Here is a 16,107-nt window from a genome sequence, read left to right as displayed (position 1 = left end):
CCCTCCCGATGAACCTCTCCGCCGCTTGGACCATCCGCAGCGCGCTCCTCCTGGCTGCGATCGCGAGCGTGGGCGTACGGCCCGCGGCGGCGCAGCAGGCCGACACGGCACGCATCACCACAGCGCTGTGGACCGCCTGTCCGGGTGCGGAGTTGAGGATGACGGTGCAGGGCGAAGGCCGCGTGCGGGGAGAGTGCGGCCGGGTAGCGGATGGACGGCTGCTCGTGACGACTCGTTCCGGGGAACGGGAAGTTGCGCTGGTCGCGGTCGATTCGCTGTGGGTGCGCCGGTCGTACACGCCGGAGCTGACCATTGGGCTTGCCCTGCTCGGCAGCGTGGCCGCCGGGCTGTACGCCGACAGGACGCGCGAGGAGGGCTGTCTCAACCCGCTGGGGTGCCGCGGCGAGCATAACTCCACGGTGATCAAAGCCGCGGCGGCGGGCGGAGTCGGGGGAGGCATCGTCGGGGTGGTGATCGGCCCCCGGTTCTGGCGCTGGGTGCGCGCGATCCCCATCAAGGAGCCATGATGAGTTGCAGATCCATGACGACGTTTCTCACCGTGCTGGCAGCCATCGTCCCGGCGCTGCTCGTGGCCACGCCGGCTCGTGCGCAGTTGCCCGACACTTCGGCCATCACCACGGCGCTGTGGACCGCCTGTCCAGGCGCGCGGATCCGGGTGGCGGCGGGTGACAGCCTGGTGCAGGGCCGTTGCGGGCCAGTGCGGGACGGCAGGCTCATCGTGACCTCCGCCGGCGGCGAGCGGGCGATCCAACTGGTGCAGATCGACACCGTGTGGCTGCGGCGCCGGGCGACGGGGCGGGGGGCTGCCGTCGGGGCCGTGGTCGGAGGGGTGGCGCTGGGGCTGCTCGGGTTGGGGGCGGGCCACGGCCTGTGCGAGCAGCCGAACGGCTGCGGGAGCGAGCCCTACCAGATCGCGGCGGTGGCGGCGTTCACGGGCGTTCTCGGCGGTTCCCTCACCGGCGGGTTCATCGGATACAACGTCACCGCCTGGAGCCGCCGCTACCCCAGGTAATCCGGGCTCGGATGGTGCGCCTGGGGCGCAGGATGACAGATTCCGCCGCCGGTCCGGGATGCACACTCGGGCTCCGGGTACGCACGGCACTGGCGCCCTTCCCCCGCGGCAGTTTGCGGGGGAAGGGCTGGGGATGGGGGGCCCCCGAGGCCGCACCAAACTCCGTCGACCCTCTCCGGTAGTCCTCCCGCACCTCACCTCACCCGTAGCACCACCCGAACTCCACCTCCGCGGGCCGCTATTGACGGCCCGCCCTTTGCTTTGTACGATAAAGTGAGCAGCGGGACCTACCGAACCGGGCGTTCTCACGGCGATTCCCGCCCAACCCGGTGCAAAGGTTGGCCGAGCGGCGCTCAGCAGATAAATTGGACGAGGTCGGCGTGAGATTCCGGGCTGGCCATCCTGACCGAATCAGAACGAGGAGCCGCAAGTGGCGCTTCTGGATAGAATAAAGAGCCCCGACGACGTTCGCGCGCTCCCCGAGGGCGAACTTCCCGCGCTGTGCGGCGAAGTGCGCGACCGCATCATCGACGTGGTCTCGCGCCACAAGGGCGCCCACTTCGGCAGCAACCTGGGCACGGTGGAGCTTACCGTGGCCCTGCACCGCGTGTTCGACACGCCGCGCGACCAGCTGATCTGGGACGTGGGCCACCAGGCCTATCCCCACAAGATCCTCACCGGGCGCAACGACCGGATGGAATCCATCCGCAAGCGCCACGGGCTGTCGGGCTTCCTGCGCCGCGACGAAAGCGAGTACGACGTCTTCGGCGCCGGGCACGCGGGCACCTCCATCTCCGCCGCCGTGGGCGTGGCCGCCGCCCGCGACATCAAGGGCGAAGACTACGAGGCCATCGCCATCATCGGCGACGGCAGCATGACGTGCGGGCTGCCGTACGAGGCGCTCAACAACGCCGGCCACACCGACCGCGACCTGATCGTGGTCCTGAACGACAACGAGATGTCCATCTCCCCCAACGTGGGGGCGCTGCACAAGTACCTGGGCATCCACAAGCGCGTCACCGACGTGCGCACCTCGCCGCTGTACAACCGCATCCGCGACGAGGTGAAGCGCATCGTGCACGCGGCGCCGCGGCTGGGCACCGTGGGCGAGATGGTGGAGCACTTCGCCGTTCGCGCCGACGACGCGCTGAAGGGGATGTTCGTTCCCGGCATGCTCTTCGAGGAGCTGGGCTTTCGCTACGTGGGGCCCGTGGACGGGCACGACATCAACGCCCTGGTCCGCACCTTCGAGCAGGTGAAGCGGATGAAGGGCCCGCGCCTGGTGCACGTTCTGACCACCAAGGGCAAGGGCTTCGCCCCGGCCGAGGCCGACCAGGTGAAGTGGCACGCCGCGGCCCTGTTCGACAAGGAAACCGGCGCGCCGCTCAAGAAGTCCGCCGCGGGCGGGATGCCGCGCTTTCAGCAGGTGTTCGGCGAGGCGCTGACGGAGCTGGCCCGCGAGGACCAGGACGTGGTCGCCATTACCGCCGCCATGGCGACGGGGACGGGAACGGACATCTTCGAGAAGGAGCACCCCGACCGCTTCTTCGACGTGGGCATCGCCGAGGGGCACGGCGTCACCTTCGCGGCCGGGCTGGCGACGCAGGGCATCAAGCCCGTCGTGGCCATCTACTCGACCTTCCTGCAGCGCGCGTTCGACTCCATCGTGCACGACGTGGCGCTCCAGGACCTGCCCGTCATCTTCGTGATGGACCGCGCCGGCATCGCGGGCGACGACGGGGCCACGCACCACGGCGGCATCGACATCGGCTACATGCTGTCGATCCCGGGAATGACCGTCACCGCGCCGCGCGACGCCGACGAGCTGATCGGGCTGATGAAGACGGCGCTGTCGTGGGACCGCGGCCCGTTCTCCATCCGCATCCCCCGCGAGCTGGTGCCCGCGCTGCCCAAGCCGGTGGCGGAGATTCCCGCCATCCCGCACGGCACCTGGGAGACGATGCGGCAGGGGCGCGACCTGGCCATCCTGGCCACCGGCACCATGGTGCTCCCCGCCGTCGCCGCCGCCGAGGCGCTGCAGCGCGAGGGGATTTCCGCCACGGTGGTCGACTGCCGGTTCATCAAGCCGCTGGACGAGGCCGCCCTGGAGCGCCTGTTCCCGCACCACCGCGCCGTGCTGACGGTGGAGGAGGGGACGGTGGTGAACGGCTTCGGCGCGTACGTGCGCAAGGCCATCGACGACCGCTGGCCGGAGGTGCATGGCGCCTCGATGGGGCTGCCCGACCTGTTCGTGGAGCATGGCGAGCGCGCCGAGCTGCTGGCGGAGCTGGGGCTGACGCCGGAGGGGATCGTCGCGCGCGCCCGGGTGCTGCTGGGCCGGCCCCTGCGCTCCCTGGCCGAGACGGCGTGAGCGCCCCGCCCGTGACGCGCCGCGTAGGCGTCGTCGGCCATTCGGACTACGCGCTGCTGAAGGAAACCCTCGCCCGCCTGGCAAGTTTCGCCGGGCGGGAGGGGGTTTCGCTCTTCTACGAGCCGCCGCTGCGCGAGCACGTGGGCGACGGGCAGGAGCTGACCGCCGATGCCTGCCACGGCCTGGACCTGCTGCTGACGCTGGGAGGCGACGGCACGCTGCTGCGCGGGGCGCGGATGGTGGCGCGCGAGGGTATTCCCGTCCTGGGCGTGAACCTGGGGCACCTGGGATTTTTGACCTCCGCGCCGCGTGACGAGATGGAGGCGGGGCTGTCGCGCTGGCTGGCGGGGGAGTTCTCCATCGACGAACGGCTGGTGCTGCTGGTGCACACGGAGACGGCGGAGGGCGAGCGGGGCAGGGACCACCTGGCGCTGAACGACGCCGTGCTCCACAAGGGCGGCGCCGCGCGGGTGATCCGCCTGAGCATGACGGCCACGCGCGACGTCGTCGGCAGCTACAGCGCCGACGGGATCATCCTCGCCACGCCCACGGGCTCGACCGCATACTCGCTCTCCGCTGGGGGCCCCATCGTCTCGCCGACGGTGGACTGCATCATCGCCACGCCCATCTGTCCGCATACGCTCGGCGTCCGCCCGCTGATCCTGCCCGCGGACGAAACGGTGATGGTGGAGGTGCTGTCGCCCACGCAGGAACTGCTGCTGACCATCGACGGGCAGGAAAGCGAAACGCTGGTTCCCGGCCAACGCGTCGTCGTGCGCCGCGCGCCGCAGCCGGTGCGCCTGGTCCGCTTCCCCGGCCAGACCTTCTTCTCCACCCTCCGCCGCAAGCTCAAGTGGGGAGACCTGGCGGAGCGGGAGTAGCGCCCATGCGGGCTCGATAATCACTGACGTGCCGGGTGAACGCCGCTCGCCCGTGCCTGGCTTTACAACCGGAACACCTTCATGCGTCTCGCCGCCATCTTCCTGTTGCTTCTCTCACAGATCGGATGTGCCACGCTCCCGCCGCGCGCGCCCGTAGTTCGCCCTTCGCTGTTCCTGGACCAGGCTCCGCTTCGCGGCGTCATCCTCAATGACATACCCCCGGAGTACGGTCTTGGGGAAAGCGGAGGCTGTATGACGTTATCCGAGTTCCGGATCGACTTGACGGATCTCGCGATTGCGGAAGACGGCCGGTTACGGATGGCGGGCACCATCCTGAGCGCGGATACGGCGAGGGGCCGCTCAGTCGTCGGAGCCCGGATCAGTCGACGGACTGGGGGCGCCATGGTGCCGGTTCAATGGGCGGCTCGGCCGATGAACGTGCTGGTGGAGGTGGACGAGGGCGCTGTCCTGGTGGTGGAGCTCATCGGCTACCGAACCCTGTACCTGGACCTGACGCGGCTCGCCGCCGTCGCCCGGAGCCGCGCGGCGGCTGACGCCGTAGCTCTACAGAAATAGAGGAGGATCGCCAGCCGCGCTTCCCTCGTCACCCGCAAACCCCCACGCTTCCTCCCATGCACCGCGTCCGCCGGGAAGACCTGCCCTTCCGTGGCAGCTCGCATCGCTTCGTCGGTGCGGACCAGGGGGACACCGGAGTTTCCGTGTTCCTCTTCCATGGCGAGCCCGGCAGCGGACCAGGTCCGCATCGCCACCCGTACGACGAGGTGCAGTTCATCCAGGAAGGCCGCGGCCTTTATACGGTGGATGGGGAGACGTTCGAGGCCGGCGCGGGGGACATCCTGGTGATCAAGGCCGGCGAGGTGCACAGCTTTCGCTGCGTGGGGGATGGACCCCTGGTGCAGATGGACGTCCATCTCAGTTCGACGTTCATCCAGGAGAACCTGGGCTAGGACACGTCCGTACGTCAGCGCGCGAACGCTGACTATCGACAGCCAGGAGAGCGAGACGCTAGTCCCCGGCCAGCGCGTCGTCGTCCGCCGCGCGCCGCAGCCGGTGCGCCTGGTTCGCTTCCCCGGTCAGACGTTCTTCTCCACCCTCTGCTGTAAGCAATCCAGAGCGCATGCCTGCACGTCGTCGTCGCTGGCTCCTCACCGTCCCCGTGCTGGCGATCGGGGCCGCGATCTGGTGGCTGTTCCTGCGCGAATCCGATGACCGCAGCGTGCTGCAAGTGAAGCTGCCGGCGAGCGTGCAAGGCGTCGAGTGCGTGTCGTGGGGCTTCACGGACGTGCTGACGAAGTGTGCGTTCAGGGTGGATCGGCACGATTATCCGAGGTTGCTGGAGGGGTGGAGCTTTACGCCGTTCCATTGCCCCCCTCAGAACAGCCAGGAGGCGGTCGGTGGCCCCGAGGTGGGACAGGTGTTCGCCGTAGCCGAATGTTTGTCGGCGAGGCCAGAGGAGTTCACGCATGGCGGCAGGGTGTTCGTCGTTGCCAGCGCCGACCGCACGCGCGGCGTGGTGGACCTGTATATCGAGTAGCGGTTCTCCGTGTCCGGGCGCGTATCGGGGCAGTGTGGGCGTTCGCTTCAACTCCTGATAGCGAGCGGTGCCGCCCGGCCCCGATTCCGATTGTTCTTGCGAGTGCCCCGCGGCAGGCCGATGTTGTCCAGCTACCGGCTGATCCTGATTTCCGCTCTCTTGCCATTGCTCCAGATGCGTTTCTTTTCGGCGCTACTCGTGCTTTCCGTTCCAGCGTGCGCCTCACTTCAGCAGACATCCTCCGCAGGCGGTTTCCCGGCGGGGACCGCCGAGTTGGTCGCGGAAGGGACGCTCTCCACCGCGGCGAACGAGTACAACCCCAGCCTGAGTCCAGACGGGCGCACGCTCGTGTTCGCCCGCTCGGAGCCGGAGTTCCGCAACGCGCGCATCCTCGTTTCGCATCTGCGGGACGGGCGCTGGAGCCCTGCCCAGCCGATCGTGTTCACCGACCCGCGCTACAGCGATACCGATCCCACGTTTTCCCCGGACGGCAACACGCTCTACTTCATCTCCAATCGCCCGGCGCCGGACCGGGACTCGGCGCGCGCCGACCTGGACATCTGGCGCGTGCGGCGGGTACAAGGGGGATGGGGAACGCCCGAGCACCTGGGCGACGCGGTGAACAGCCGTGCCCAGGAACTGGGGCCCACGTGGCACGCCGGTTCGCTCTACTTCGCGTCGTCGCGCGGAGGGCGGGCGCGGATGCTCGACATCTACCGTTCGCGCGAGGGCGCAACCGGTTTCGGGCCGGCGGAAGCACTGGACGGGGTCAACACCGAGGCGAGCGACAGCGACCCTGAATTCTCGCGCGACGGCCAAACCCTCCTGTTCTGGAGCGATCGTGCGGGAGGCCGGGGCCAAGCAGACGTTTACGCGAGCCGACGCACGGCCGAGGGCTGGTCGACCGCCCGGCTGCTGGAAGGCGAGATCAACTCATCGGGGTTCGACTTTACGCCATCGTTCTCCCCCGATGGGGGGTGGATCTACTTCGCGAGCATGCGCCAGGACTCTACTGGGAACCCGGTCGTGCACAACGGCCAATCCAATCTCTACCGGATCAGCAGTGGGTCGGCCCTCCCGTAGGCTTGGGCGAGGACGGCAAGACGGGGCGAACCCACTCCCGCGCCGCGAGGTCGCGCGCGAAGTTGCTCCGCCGCGGATGGCAGCGGCTTTGGGCTGGTGCCGCTCATTCCGGCGTCGGCGGCGAACTCGTCGGGGCGGTGGCTTGCGGCGGGCCGCGGCCTTCCAGCCGAGCGAGCGCATTGCCCGCGCGTCCGAGAACCTGATCGAGGCTTCCACGCGTGTAGCCCAGCCGGTGCGCTTCGCCCAGCAGTCGCTCGGCTTTGGCGTCGTCGTCGCGCTCGGCGGCGATCAGCGCGAGGTTGTAGTAGGCAATCGGGTAGACGGGATCCAGCCGCAGCGCCTCACGCAGGTAGCCCTCCGCCACATCCAACTCACCCAGGTGGTACTGTGCGGTGCCCAGGTTGTTGAGGGTCATCACCTCCACATCCGGCGAGTACACCGCCCATTGCAGCCACACCAGCTTCTTGAGCCCCGGACGGTCGCGGATCGTCTCCAGGAACCGCTCGAACTCCGGGATCGCCTCTTCGGGCTTGCCCGCTGCGAGAAGCCGGCGGCCACGGAAGAAGTCGCGGTAGAACACGCCCTGCAGCCGGCCCGGGAGGATTGTGAGCAGCGCGGCGAAAAAGAAGCCGAGCGGGCCGGCTACCCACACCAGGAGCGTGACCACGAGCGCGGCAACGGTCAGGAACACGGCTATGTAGCCCAGCTTCAGCCGCGTGGTGCGGTTCATGGTGTTCCCTGGCGTGGCGCGAGCGCTTTAGCCCTGGCCCGAGCCGCCTTCCACTGCTCGTCGACTCCAAGCACCCGTACCCACCGTTCGATATAACCTACGTCGATCGCCGCTTTTCGCCTGCGCAGCAACATCGCAGCGTCTTCAACCTGCCGTTCCGACCCCCCCATCCTGGCCCACTCGAGCTTCGCGACGATCAGGTCCTCGACACTCGTGATATCGATGCGAACGCCTTCGATCTCACCCGCTGCACGGCGCTCAAATTCCTCAAGGCTGAATGCCCGCGACTTGCGAACGATCAGATCGATCTTCCAGCCCGTGGCCAAGTCGATGACGTTGAACTGCCCTTCGCTGCGGACCGCCTCGAGCGCAGCGTTCTCGTCGACGTAGTACTCGGTCCTGGGAAGTTGAAGGACGAACGCGCGTACCTGGTCGGGCGTGGGGGAGATCACGAGATCGATGTCCTGCGTGGCCCGAGGCGCGCCATGGAAGGAACTCGCGAATGACCCGGTGAGCATGCGCGGGATTCCGGCCTGGTCCAGCGCGCGGAGGACACGGCTGAACAGATCTCGCGTGGTCACCGCAGGATCGGCGGCAGCGGCTGGCCCTCGAAGGCGTAGCGCAGGAGCTCGCGCTTGATCTCCCAGTCGGTCCACTCCGGGTGCTCCTGGCGCAGGCGGGCTGCAGCGAGCTCGCGCGCAAACTCACTCATCTCGATCGCCAGCAGGAGCCGCTGCTCCCCGGTCATCCGCCGGATGATCTCGTCCTGGATGGCGGCGGCTTCCGGGCTGGTGTCGCTCATCGGGGCGGCTTCGCCGGGCGCGCGGGGGCAATGGGCGCCTGCACGGGCGCGACCCTCGGGTCCTGCGGAAGGTTCGAGGGCGGCGGGATGGGACGGTCCTGTTCGCTCGGCGGGCGGCGCAGGGGCGAGCCGCCGGGCCGGGGGAACCCAGGACGCCGTGCGCCGGGGACGATGTCGACCAGGCTGTCCTTGCGCGGGCGTACCCCAGGCGGGGCGGACTGTGGCGGGATCGTCGGAGGCCCGCCCAACGACGGCGGGGGCCCGGCGCCGGCCGAGTCCGCTAAACCGGGTCGCTGCGTCGTCAGGCTGTCCACCTTCTTGGCGATCTCCTCCCAGGTGATGGACAGCGTCTCCGCGTCGCGCGCGTGGGCGTTCACCCACGCCTTCATCTGCTTTTCGGTGACGCGCTGCTTCTTGAGCGCGGCGGCGCGGTCCGCGTCCGTGGCGTTCGCGGGAAGGGTGCGCACGGCCACGTTGGCCGCCACGAACTTCTCGCGCGCCATCACTCCAGCCGGCTTCTCGTCGCCACCGCAGGCGGCGAGCGAGAACGCCAGGAAAACGGGAGTCCAGACGTGACGATCCACTTTCACCATCAATGCGTAACCTCTTACGGATTTTGCGGATAATACGCCGCACTTCGTGTCGATTCCAGTCGAAGCCGATCCGTCAGGCACCGGGCGGCTGAGGCTACCGGCGCCGCACGGGCGTGTCAACCCGTACGCGTTGCGCGGCCCTTGCATGGCCGGTAGCTTCGGACCGAACGCACGTATTCTCAACCGGAACCACATGCCAGGCGAACGAATGGCACGTTCATCCACACGCACGCGGGCGCTGCCCGCCGTGTTCGCGGCACTGGTGGCCGCGCAGGCGCTCGCCGCCCAGCAGGCGCCCCCGTCGCCCGCCGAGGTGCTGGGCCATCAGCTGGGCGAGCGGTTCACGCCCTACGCCGGGGTGCAGCGCTACTCGCAGGCGCTGGCCCAGGCCTCGGACCTGGTCGACTACCGGCCCTACGGCAGGACACCGGAAGGCCGCGAGCTGTTCCAGCTGGTGATCGCGTCGCCGCAGAACCTGCAGGCGCTGCCGCGCATCCTGGCCGCCAACGCCGAGCTCTCCCGGCCCGAGACGCCGGCCCCGCGCGCCGCCCAGATCGCCGCGACCAATCCCGCAGTGGTCTACTTCAGCTACGGCGTGCACGGCAACGAGACGTCGTCCAGCGAGGCGGCCCTGTACACGGCGTGGGACCTGGCCCGCGGCGCGCCCGAGGTGCGCGGCGTGCTCGATTCCGTGGTCGTCATCATCGATCCCGTCGCCAACCCGGACGGCCGCGACCGCTACGTGCAGTGGTTCCAGTCGGTCTCGGGCGCGCGGCCCAACGTGAACCCGCAGGCGCGCGAGCACCGCGAGCCGTGGCCCGGGGGGCGCTTCAACCACTACCTGTTCGACCTGAACCGCGACTGGTCGTGGGCCACGCAGCCGGAAACCAAGGCGCGGCTGGCCACGTGGTTCCAGTACAATCCGCAGGTGCACGTAGACTTCCACGAGATGTACTACAACTCGTCGTACTTCTTCTTTCCCGCGGCGGCACCCATCAACCCCATCTACCCGGATCACATCCTGGAGTGGGGGCGCCGCTTCGGGCAGGGGAACGCGCGGGCGTTCGATGCGCAGGGGTGGGCCTACTACACGGGCGAGGCGTTCGACCTGTTCTACCCCGGCTACGGCGACTCGTGGCCCAGCCTGACCGGCGCCGTGGGGATGACGTACGAGCAGGCGGGGCACGGCGCGGCGGGGCTGGCCATCCAGCAGGAGTCCGGCGACACGCTGACGCTTCACGACCGCGCCCAGCACCACCGCACCAGCGGCCAGGCTACGCTGCGCACGGCCGCGACGGGCAAGAGCCGGCTGCTGCTGGACTACGCCGAGGGCCAGCGCGGCGCCGGGCGCGGCGAGCGCGACTTCCTGCTGGTGCCGGGCGACGATCCCACGCGCGTGGAGTCGATGGTGAGCCACCTGCGCCGCCAAGGGATCGAGGTGGAGCGCGCCACGGCGGGCTTCTCCACGGGCGCCGACCCGTTCCCGGGCTTCACCGACCGCACGCAGTTCCCGGCGGGGACGTACAGGGTGCGCGCCCGCCAGCCGATGGGGCGCCTGGCCATCACCCTGCTGCAGCCCGAGACGGAGCTGCGCGCCGAGTACTCGTACGACGTGAGCGCCTGGTCGCTGCCGTACGCGTACGGCGTGGCGGCCTTCCGCGCCCCGGCCGGCGCGGGAGGCGGATGGGCCCCGGTGCCCGCCCCCGCGGGCGAGGCCGTGACGGCGCAGGTGCCCGCGGCCGGCTACGGCTGGCTGGTGGCGCCCGGCGGTGCCGCCGCGGGCCCGATGGTTCGCTTCCTGGCGGCCGGCGGACGGGCGAGCGTGGTCACCAAGCCTTCCACCTACGCGGGACGGCGCTGGCCGGCGGGCACGTGGTTCATCCCCGCGCGCGGCGACTCGGTGCAGGCGCGCCTCACCCGGGCCGGGTTGGGCGGCATGGCCGTGCCGGTGGCGTCGGGGCTGGCGGAAAGCGGCATCGACCTGGGCAGCGAAAACGTGATCGGCCGCAGGCTGCCGCGCGTGGCGGTGATCGGCGGCGAGGGCGTGGCCCCCACCTCGTTCGGCGCGCACTGGTTCTTCCTGGAGCAGGAGATGGGGATGCCGTTCGACGCCGTGCTGGGCAGCGAGCTGGCCTCGCTGGACCTGTCGGAGTACGACGTCCTGGTGCTCCCCGACGCGTCGCCGCGCGCCCTGCGCGGGGCCGACGAGGCGCTGAAGACCTGGATCCAGAACGGCGGCCGCCTGGTCGCGGTCGCCGGCGGCGCCGAGGTGGCGGCCGGCATGGCAGAGGTCAAGGTGCGCGAGCGCGGCCAGGCGGACAGCGCGCGTGGTGGCGTGTCGCGCTTCCTGGAGGGGCGCGAGGAGCGCCAGCGGCGCGAGTGGCGGCAGGAGGTGCCCGGCGCCATCCTCCCCGTGCGGCTGGATCCCGCGCACCCGCTGGCGTTCGGGGCGGGGCTGGACGGGCGCCCGGGCGAGACCTTCGCCCTGCACGCGGGCACGCTGGTCTTCGAGCCGGCCGAGAACGTGGAGACCCTGGCCTACTTCCCGGCCCGGCTGAACCGCATCTCCGGCGTCATCAGTCCCGAGAACGTCCGCCGGTTGGAGGAGGGCGGCTGGGTCGTCACGCGGCGCATGGGGCGGGGAAGCGTGGTGCTGTTCGCCGACGACCCGCTCTTCCGCCTGTTCTGGCGCTCCACGAACCCGCTGTACGTGAACGCCATCCTGCTGGGGCCGTGATCTCCTCGGAGTCCTGACGAGCCGGCCTCACGAAGTGGCCGCTGTGGGGGCACGGAGCGCACCGGTGAGCCGGGGACGCGCTGCCCGTGCGAACCGCAGTCAATGCAGGGGCGCACCCACGGCGTGCTGGCGCTAAAAGTCCGGCACGCCATGGTACGCAAGAAGCCCCGCCGGACAGCCGGCGGGGCTTCTTCGATGGTGGTGAGGGGCCGGGGAGCACGCCCGGCGCGTGCTCCCCGGCCGCCTTCTGTGGAGCTTATGGCTGCTCGGTACGCAGCTGCACGTTGTCGTCGCGCCCGGGGACGTCACGCGGAACCGCGCCACCCGGATCGAGCGGGTTGCGGACCACCTCGCGCGCGTTGGGTTGCGGAGCCGCCTGAGGCATGGGCGGGCACGTGGGCGCACTGCGGATCAGGGTCACGCGCGTCCACACGAAGAATGCGTTGGGAAAATCGCGCCACTCCGTCCAGGCGCCCGTCATCATGTTCACCGTCACGAATTCGATCTCGGCACCGTCGTTTCCGACTCCGTTGGCGTAGTTCCCCAGCATCCGCACGCGGTCGCCGTTCCCGGCGGGAACCGTTCCCTTCTGAAACCACCGTCCCCGCCACCCCATGAAGCTGGGCGAATACCATGTTCCGTTGGCTAGGATGCAGATGTCCTGGATCGCCATGGGCGCGAGGCCCGGCGTGTTGTCGTTGAAGAACGACAGCCGCCATCGCCCGACGGCAGTGTTGGCCTGCGCTTGGGCCGGCTGCGCCGAAGCCAGCGCCAGGAGCGTGGCGGCCAGGCATGCCAGGCCGCGCGTGGAGATGTGCATTCTCATGGATCCTCTCAGGAAAGATGAAGCGGGATGAAGGTTGCCACGGGGATTCTGGAGGGCGGGCCGCGCCGATGGAGTGCCTGCCGGGATCGGAGTGCCCGAGATGTGGCGCCTTGCGGAAGCGCAATACCGGGGCCGTGCGGCGCTACGTGTACCAAGTTATTGCTGGACAGGTGGATGCGCGGATCGGTAGCCCGTGCGCCAACACGCGCATCCGGAGGGTTGTGTCCCATTTCACGCAGGCATGGGTCTGTTGTGCCGCACCGACGGCCGGCGAACGTCCGGCGGGCGAGCGTCGTGAACCGGCTGGGCGAGTCTGGCCCTGGGCTGCCGCGAGGCCTCACCGGCCGCCAGCGGGGCCCCTTCCTTGGGCCCCTCGCGCGTCGGTTTGCGCGGGACGTACGCCTGACGGGATGGCAGAGCGGGGCGGTATGGAACTTGTCTTTCTCAGCGGCAGCAACGCCCGGCGGGTCCGCGTGGTGATCAACTGGAAACCACGAGAATGGCGGCCGCTGTTGGCGAATGGGTGACGCATGAATTTCTTCGATGTAGAGGAGCGATGATCAACTTCGACCGGCTGACTGTCAAATCGACAGAAGCCATTCAGTCCGCCGCGAACGAGGCCCGGAAGGCGGGCAACCCGTCCATCGAGGACCTTCACCTGTTGTCGGCGCTGATCGCGCAGGCGGAGGGCATCGTCGTGCCCATCCTGCAGAAGGTGGGCGTGAACGTCACCCGGCTGCGGACCGAGGTGGACGCCGCGTCGGCGCGCCTCCCGAAGCAGTCCGGCGGCTCGCAGCCCACCATCTCGCGCGAGCTGAACGAGGCGCTGGACCGCGCCGAGGACGAGGCCCGCAAGCTGGGCGACGAGTACGTGAGCACCGAGCACCTGCTGCTGGGGCTGGCCGACAAGGGCTTCAGCACGCGCGACCTGCTCAAGGCGCAGTCTGCCGGGGCCGACGCGCTGCGGCAGGCGCTGGAGCAGGTGCGCGGCTCGCACCGGGTGACGGACCAGAGCCCGGAAGACAAGTACCAGGCGCTGCAGCGCTTCAGCACCGACCTCACCGAGCGCGCGCGCCGCGGCAAGCTGGACCCGGTGATCGGCCGCGACGAGGAGATCCGCCGCGTGGTGCAGGTGCTCAGCCGCCGCACCAAGAACAACCCGGTGCTCATCGGCGAGCCGGGGGTGGGCAAGACGGCCATCGTCGAGGGGCTGGCGCAGCGCATCATCAACGGCGACGTGCCCGAGGGGCTGCGCGACAAGACGCTGATCTCGCTGGACATCAGCGCCATGCTGGCGGGCGCCAAGTTCCGCGGCGAGTTCGAGGAGCGCCTGAAGGCCGTGCTCAAGGAGCTGAGCGACTCGCAGGGCAAGTTCATCGTCTTCATCGACGAGCTTCACACCATCGTGGGCGCGGGCAAGACCGAGGGCTCGCCCGACGCCGGCAACATGCTGAAGCCGGCGCTGGCCCGCGGCGAGCTGCGCGTCGTCGGCGCGACCACGCTCGACGAGTACCGCCAGTACATCGAAAAGGACGCGGCGCTGGAGCGGCGCTTTCAGCCGGTGTTCGTGGGCGAGCCGTCCGTCGAGGACACCATCGCCATTCTGCGCGGCCTCAAGGAGCGGTACGAGGTGCACCACGGCGTGCGCATCACCGACCCGGCCATCGTGGCGGCGGCGACGCTCTCCAACCGCTACATCGGCGACCGGTTCCTGCCGGACAAGGCCATCGACCTGATCGACGAGGCCGCCAGCCGCCTGCGCATCGAGATCGACTCGCTACCGCAGGAGATCGACGAGGTGGAGCGCCGCATCATGCAGCTGGAGATCGAGCGGCAGGCGCTGGGGCGCGAGAGCGACGCCGAGTCGCGCGACCGGCTGCAGCGGCTGGAGCAGGAGCTGGCGGAGCTGCGCGAGCGCTCGTCAGGGATGAAGGCGCAGTGGCAGGCCGAAAAGGCGGCCATCCAGCTGATGCGCCAGAAGAAGGAGAAGCTGGACGAACTGAAGGTGGAGCTGGACCGCGCCAGCCGCACGGGCGACCTGAACCGCGCGGCCGAGATCCAGTACGGGCAGATCCCCTCGCTGCAGAAGGAGATCGAGCAGGACGACGCGCGCCTGCACGAGCTGCAGAAGACGTCGCGCTTCCTGAAGGAAGAGGTGGACAGCGACGACATCGCCGAGGTGGTGGCACGGTGGACGGGCATCCCCGTCAGCCGCATGGTGCAGAGCGACCGCGAGCGGCTGGCCAAGCTGGACCAGCACCTGAACAAGCGCGTGATCGGCCAGCCGGAGGCCACGGAAGCAGTCGCCAACGCCGTGCGCCGCAGCCGCGCGGGGATGCAGGATCCCAACCGCCCCATCGGCAGCTTCATCTTCCTGGGGCCCACGGGCGTCGGAAAGACGGAGACGGCCCGCGCCCTGGCTGAGTTCCTCTTTGACGACGAGGAGGCGATGGTGCGCATCGACATGTCGGAGTACATGGAGAAGCACGCCGTCAGCCGCCTGGTGGGCGCCCCCCCGGGGTACGTGGGCTACGAGGAGGGCGGACAGCTGACCGAGGCCGTGCGCCGGCGCCCGTACTCGGTGGTCCTGTTCGACGAGATCGAAAAGGCGCACCCGGACGTGTTCAACATCCTGCTGCAGATCCTGGACGATGGCCGTGTGACGGACAGCCAGGGTCGGATGGTAAACTTCCGCAACGCGGTCATCATCATGACCAGCAACCTCGGAAGCCCGCTCATCCTGGAGCGCGCGGCGGAGCTGGCGGACCGGGCGACGGCCGTGGGGGTGGAGAACGCGGTGATGGCGGAGCTGCGGCGCCACTTCCGCCCGGAGTTCCTGAACCGCGTAGACGAGACGATCGTCTTCCGTCCGCTGGGCCGTCCGGAGCTGAAGACCATCGTCGACCTGCAGCTGAAGCGGCTGGAGGCGCTGCTGGCGGACCGCAAGCTGGGGCTGCAGGTGACGGACGCGGCCCGGGAGCTGATCGCCGAGGAGGGCTACGACCCGGCGTACGGCGCCCGCCCGCTGAAGCGCGCCATCCAGCGCCTGGTGCAGAACCCGCTGGCGCTGCACGTGTTGGAGGGCGAGTTCGAGGAGGGGGATACGGTGGTGGTGGACGCGGAGGCGGGGCGGATCTCGTTCCGCAGCGTTGGGGCGGGGCCGGCGGAGGCGCGCGCCGCCTGAGGGGAAGTGCGTGAGTGCGTCAGTGCGTTAGTGCGTTAGTACAATCGAATCCGGGCGGGTGTGCCTGCCTGGCCCGATCGTCCCCGGGAAGGGAACTTCGCTCCCTTGAGACGGATTGCCGGTGCATGCCGAGAGAGCCCCCACCCCCCGGCCCCCTGCCCCCGCTGCGCAGGGCTACCCATTACCCACATCTCTGATAGGGGTGTCAGGGCCGAAATACAAGGCGCAGTCTGCAAAAATGCCGTGGGAGCGTAGGTTTGAGGCCGCGTCAAACCCGTCGTCGACGTAGGAGTGTGTGGCGTCTACGCACCG

Annotated in this window: 15 protein-coding genes; 10 read left to right on the top strand and 5 right to left on the bottom strand. The window is 69.5% G+C overall.

Annotation, left to right across the window (positions count from 1 at the left end):
* Nucleotides 1-8 precede the first annotated feature (8 nt).
* From VF632_RS03955 to VF632_RS03920, 8 genes are all read left to right on the top strand, one after another.
* A complete protein-coding gene (locus VF632_RS03955; protein WP_331021552.1) occupies nucleotides 9-527 on the top strand; it encodes a hypothetical protein in 519 nt (172 codons plus the stop codon).
* Between the two features lie 14 nt (nucleotides 528-541).
* The gene (locus VF632_RS03950) at nucleotides 542-1,033 is read left to right on the top strand and encodes a hypothetical protein (RefSeq protein ID WP_331021551.1); all 492 of its coding nucleotides are present in this window, start codon (nucleotides 542-544) and stop codon (nucleotides 1,031-1,033) included.
* A gap of 430 nt (nucleotides 1,034-1,463) precedes the next feature.
* Nucleotides 1,464-3,404 carry a 1-deoxy-D-xylulose-5-phosphate synthase gene (dxs, locus tag VF632_RS03945; RefSeq protein WP_331021550.1) on the top strand — a complete coding sequence of 647 codons (1,941 nt, stop codon included), beginning with the start codon at nucleotides 1,464-1,466 and terminating at the stop codon, nucleotides 3,402-3,404.
* Nucleotides 3,401-4,285: an NAD(+)/NADH kinase gene (locus VF632_RS03940; protein ID WP_331021549.1), complete on the top strand. Its 885-nt coding sequence runs from the start codon at nucleotides 3,401-3,403 to the stop codon at nucleotides 4,283-4,285. The genes dxs and VF632_RS03940 overlap by 4 nt, the downstream gene beginning before the upstream one ends.
* Nucleotides 4,286-4,687: 402 nt before the next feature.
* Entirely contained in the window at nucleotides 4,688-4,861 is a 174-nt protein-coding gene (locus VF632_RS03935; RefSeq protein ID WP_331021548.1) for a hypothetical protein, read from the top strand.
* Nucleotides 4,862-4,917: 56 nt separating this feature from the next.
* On the top strand, nucleotides 4,918-5,253 hold the full coding sequence (locus VF632_RS03930) for a cupin domain-containing protein (protein ID WP_331021547.1): 336 nt from the start codon (nucleotides 4,918-4,920) through the stop codon (nucleotides 5,251-5,253).
* A gap of 170 nt (nucleotides 5,254-5,423) precedes the next feature.
* A complete protein-coding gene (locus tag VF632_RS03925) occupies nucleotides 5,424-5,840 on the top strand; it encodes a hypothetical protein (protein WP_331021546.1) in 417 nt (138 codons plus the stop codon).
* A 102-nt stretch (nucleotides 5,841-5,942) separates the two neighbouring features.
* Nucleotides 5,943-6,923, top strand: coding sequence for a hypothetical protein (locus tag VF632_RS03920; RefSeq protein ID WP_331021545.1), 981 nt, complete (start codon nucleotides 5,943-5,945; stop codon nucleotides 6,921-6,923).
* Nucleotides 6,924-7,026: 103 nt separating this feature from the next.
* Here VF632_RS03920 and VF632_RS03915 read toward each other — a convergent pair whose 3' ends face one another.
* From VF632_RS03915 to VF632_RS03900, 4 genes are read right to left on the bottom strand one after another with little or no spacing between them, the layout of a single operon-like run.
* Nucleotides 7,027-7,653, bottom strand: a complete 627-nt coding sequence (locus VF632_RS03915) for a tetratricopeptide repeat protein (RefSeq protein ID WP_331021544.1) — start codon at nucleotides 7,651-7,653, stop codon at nucleotides 7,027-7,029.
* The gene (locus tag VF632_RS03910) at nucleotides 7,650-8,234 is read right to left on the bottom strand and encodes a hypothetical protein (protein ID WP_331021543.1); all 585 of its coding nucleotides are present in this window, start codon (nucleotides 8,232-8,234) and stop codon (nucleotides 7,650-7,652) included. The genes VF632_RS03915 and VF632_RS03910 overlap by 4 nt, the downstream gene beginning before the upstream one ends.
* Nucleotides 8,231-8,455 (bottom strand): hypothetical protein, encoded by a 225-nt coding sequence (locus tag VF632_RS03905; protein WP_331021542.1) that lies wholly within the window; start codon nucleotides 8,453-8,455, stop codon nucleotides 8,231-8,233. The genes VF632_RS03910 and VF632_RS03905 overlap by 4 nt, the downstream gene beginning before the upstream one ends.
* The gene (locus VF632_RS03900) at nucleotides 8,452-9,039 is read right to left on the bottom strand and encodes a hypothetical protein (protein WP_331021541.1); all 588 of its coding nucleotides are present in this window, start codon (nucleotides 9,037-9,039) and stop codon (nucleotides 8,452-8,454) included. Before VF632_RS03900 ends, VF632_RS03905 begins: the two co-directional genes overlap by 4 nt.
* A gap of 217 nt (nucleotides 9,040-9,256) precedes the next feature.
* On the opposite strand from VF632_RS03900, the gene VF632_RS03895 reads away from it, so the two are divergent.
* Complete coding sequence (locus VF632_RS03895; protein ID WP_331021540.1) at nucleotides 9,257-11,785, top strand: M14 metallopeptidase family protein; 2,529 nt, start codon at nucleotides 9,257-9,259, stop codon at nucleotides 11,783-11,785.
* 256 nt (nucleotides 11,786-12,041) lie between these two features.
* Here VF632_RS03895 and VF632_RS03890 read toward each other — a convergent pair whose 3' ends face one another.
* Nucleotides 12,042-12,611: a hypothetical protein gene (locus tag VF632_RS03890; protein ID WP_331021539.1), complete on the bottom strand. Its 570-nt coding sequence runs from the start codon at nucleotides 12,609-12,611 to the stop codon at nucleotides 12,042-12,044.
* A gap of 559 nt (nucleotides 12,612-13,170) precedes the next feature.
* Here VF632_RS03890 and clpB point away from each other — a divergent pair.
* Nucleotides 13,171-15,795, top strand: coding sequence for an ATP-dependent chaperone ClpB (gene clpB, locus VF632_RS03885; protein WP_349263964.1), 2,625 nt, complete (start codon nucleotides 13,171-13,173; stop codon nucleotides 15,793-15,795).
* Nucleotides 15,796-16,107: the final 312 nt, after the last annotated feature.

This window comes from Longimicrobium sp. (genome assembly GCF_036388275.1).
Lineage (GTDB): Bacteria > Gemmatimonadota > Gemmatimonadetes > Longimicrobiales > Longimicrobiaceae > Longimicrobium.
This window is presented reverse-complemented; position numbering and strand designations above follow the sequence as displayed.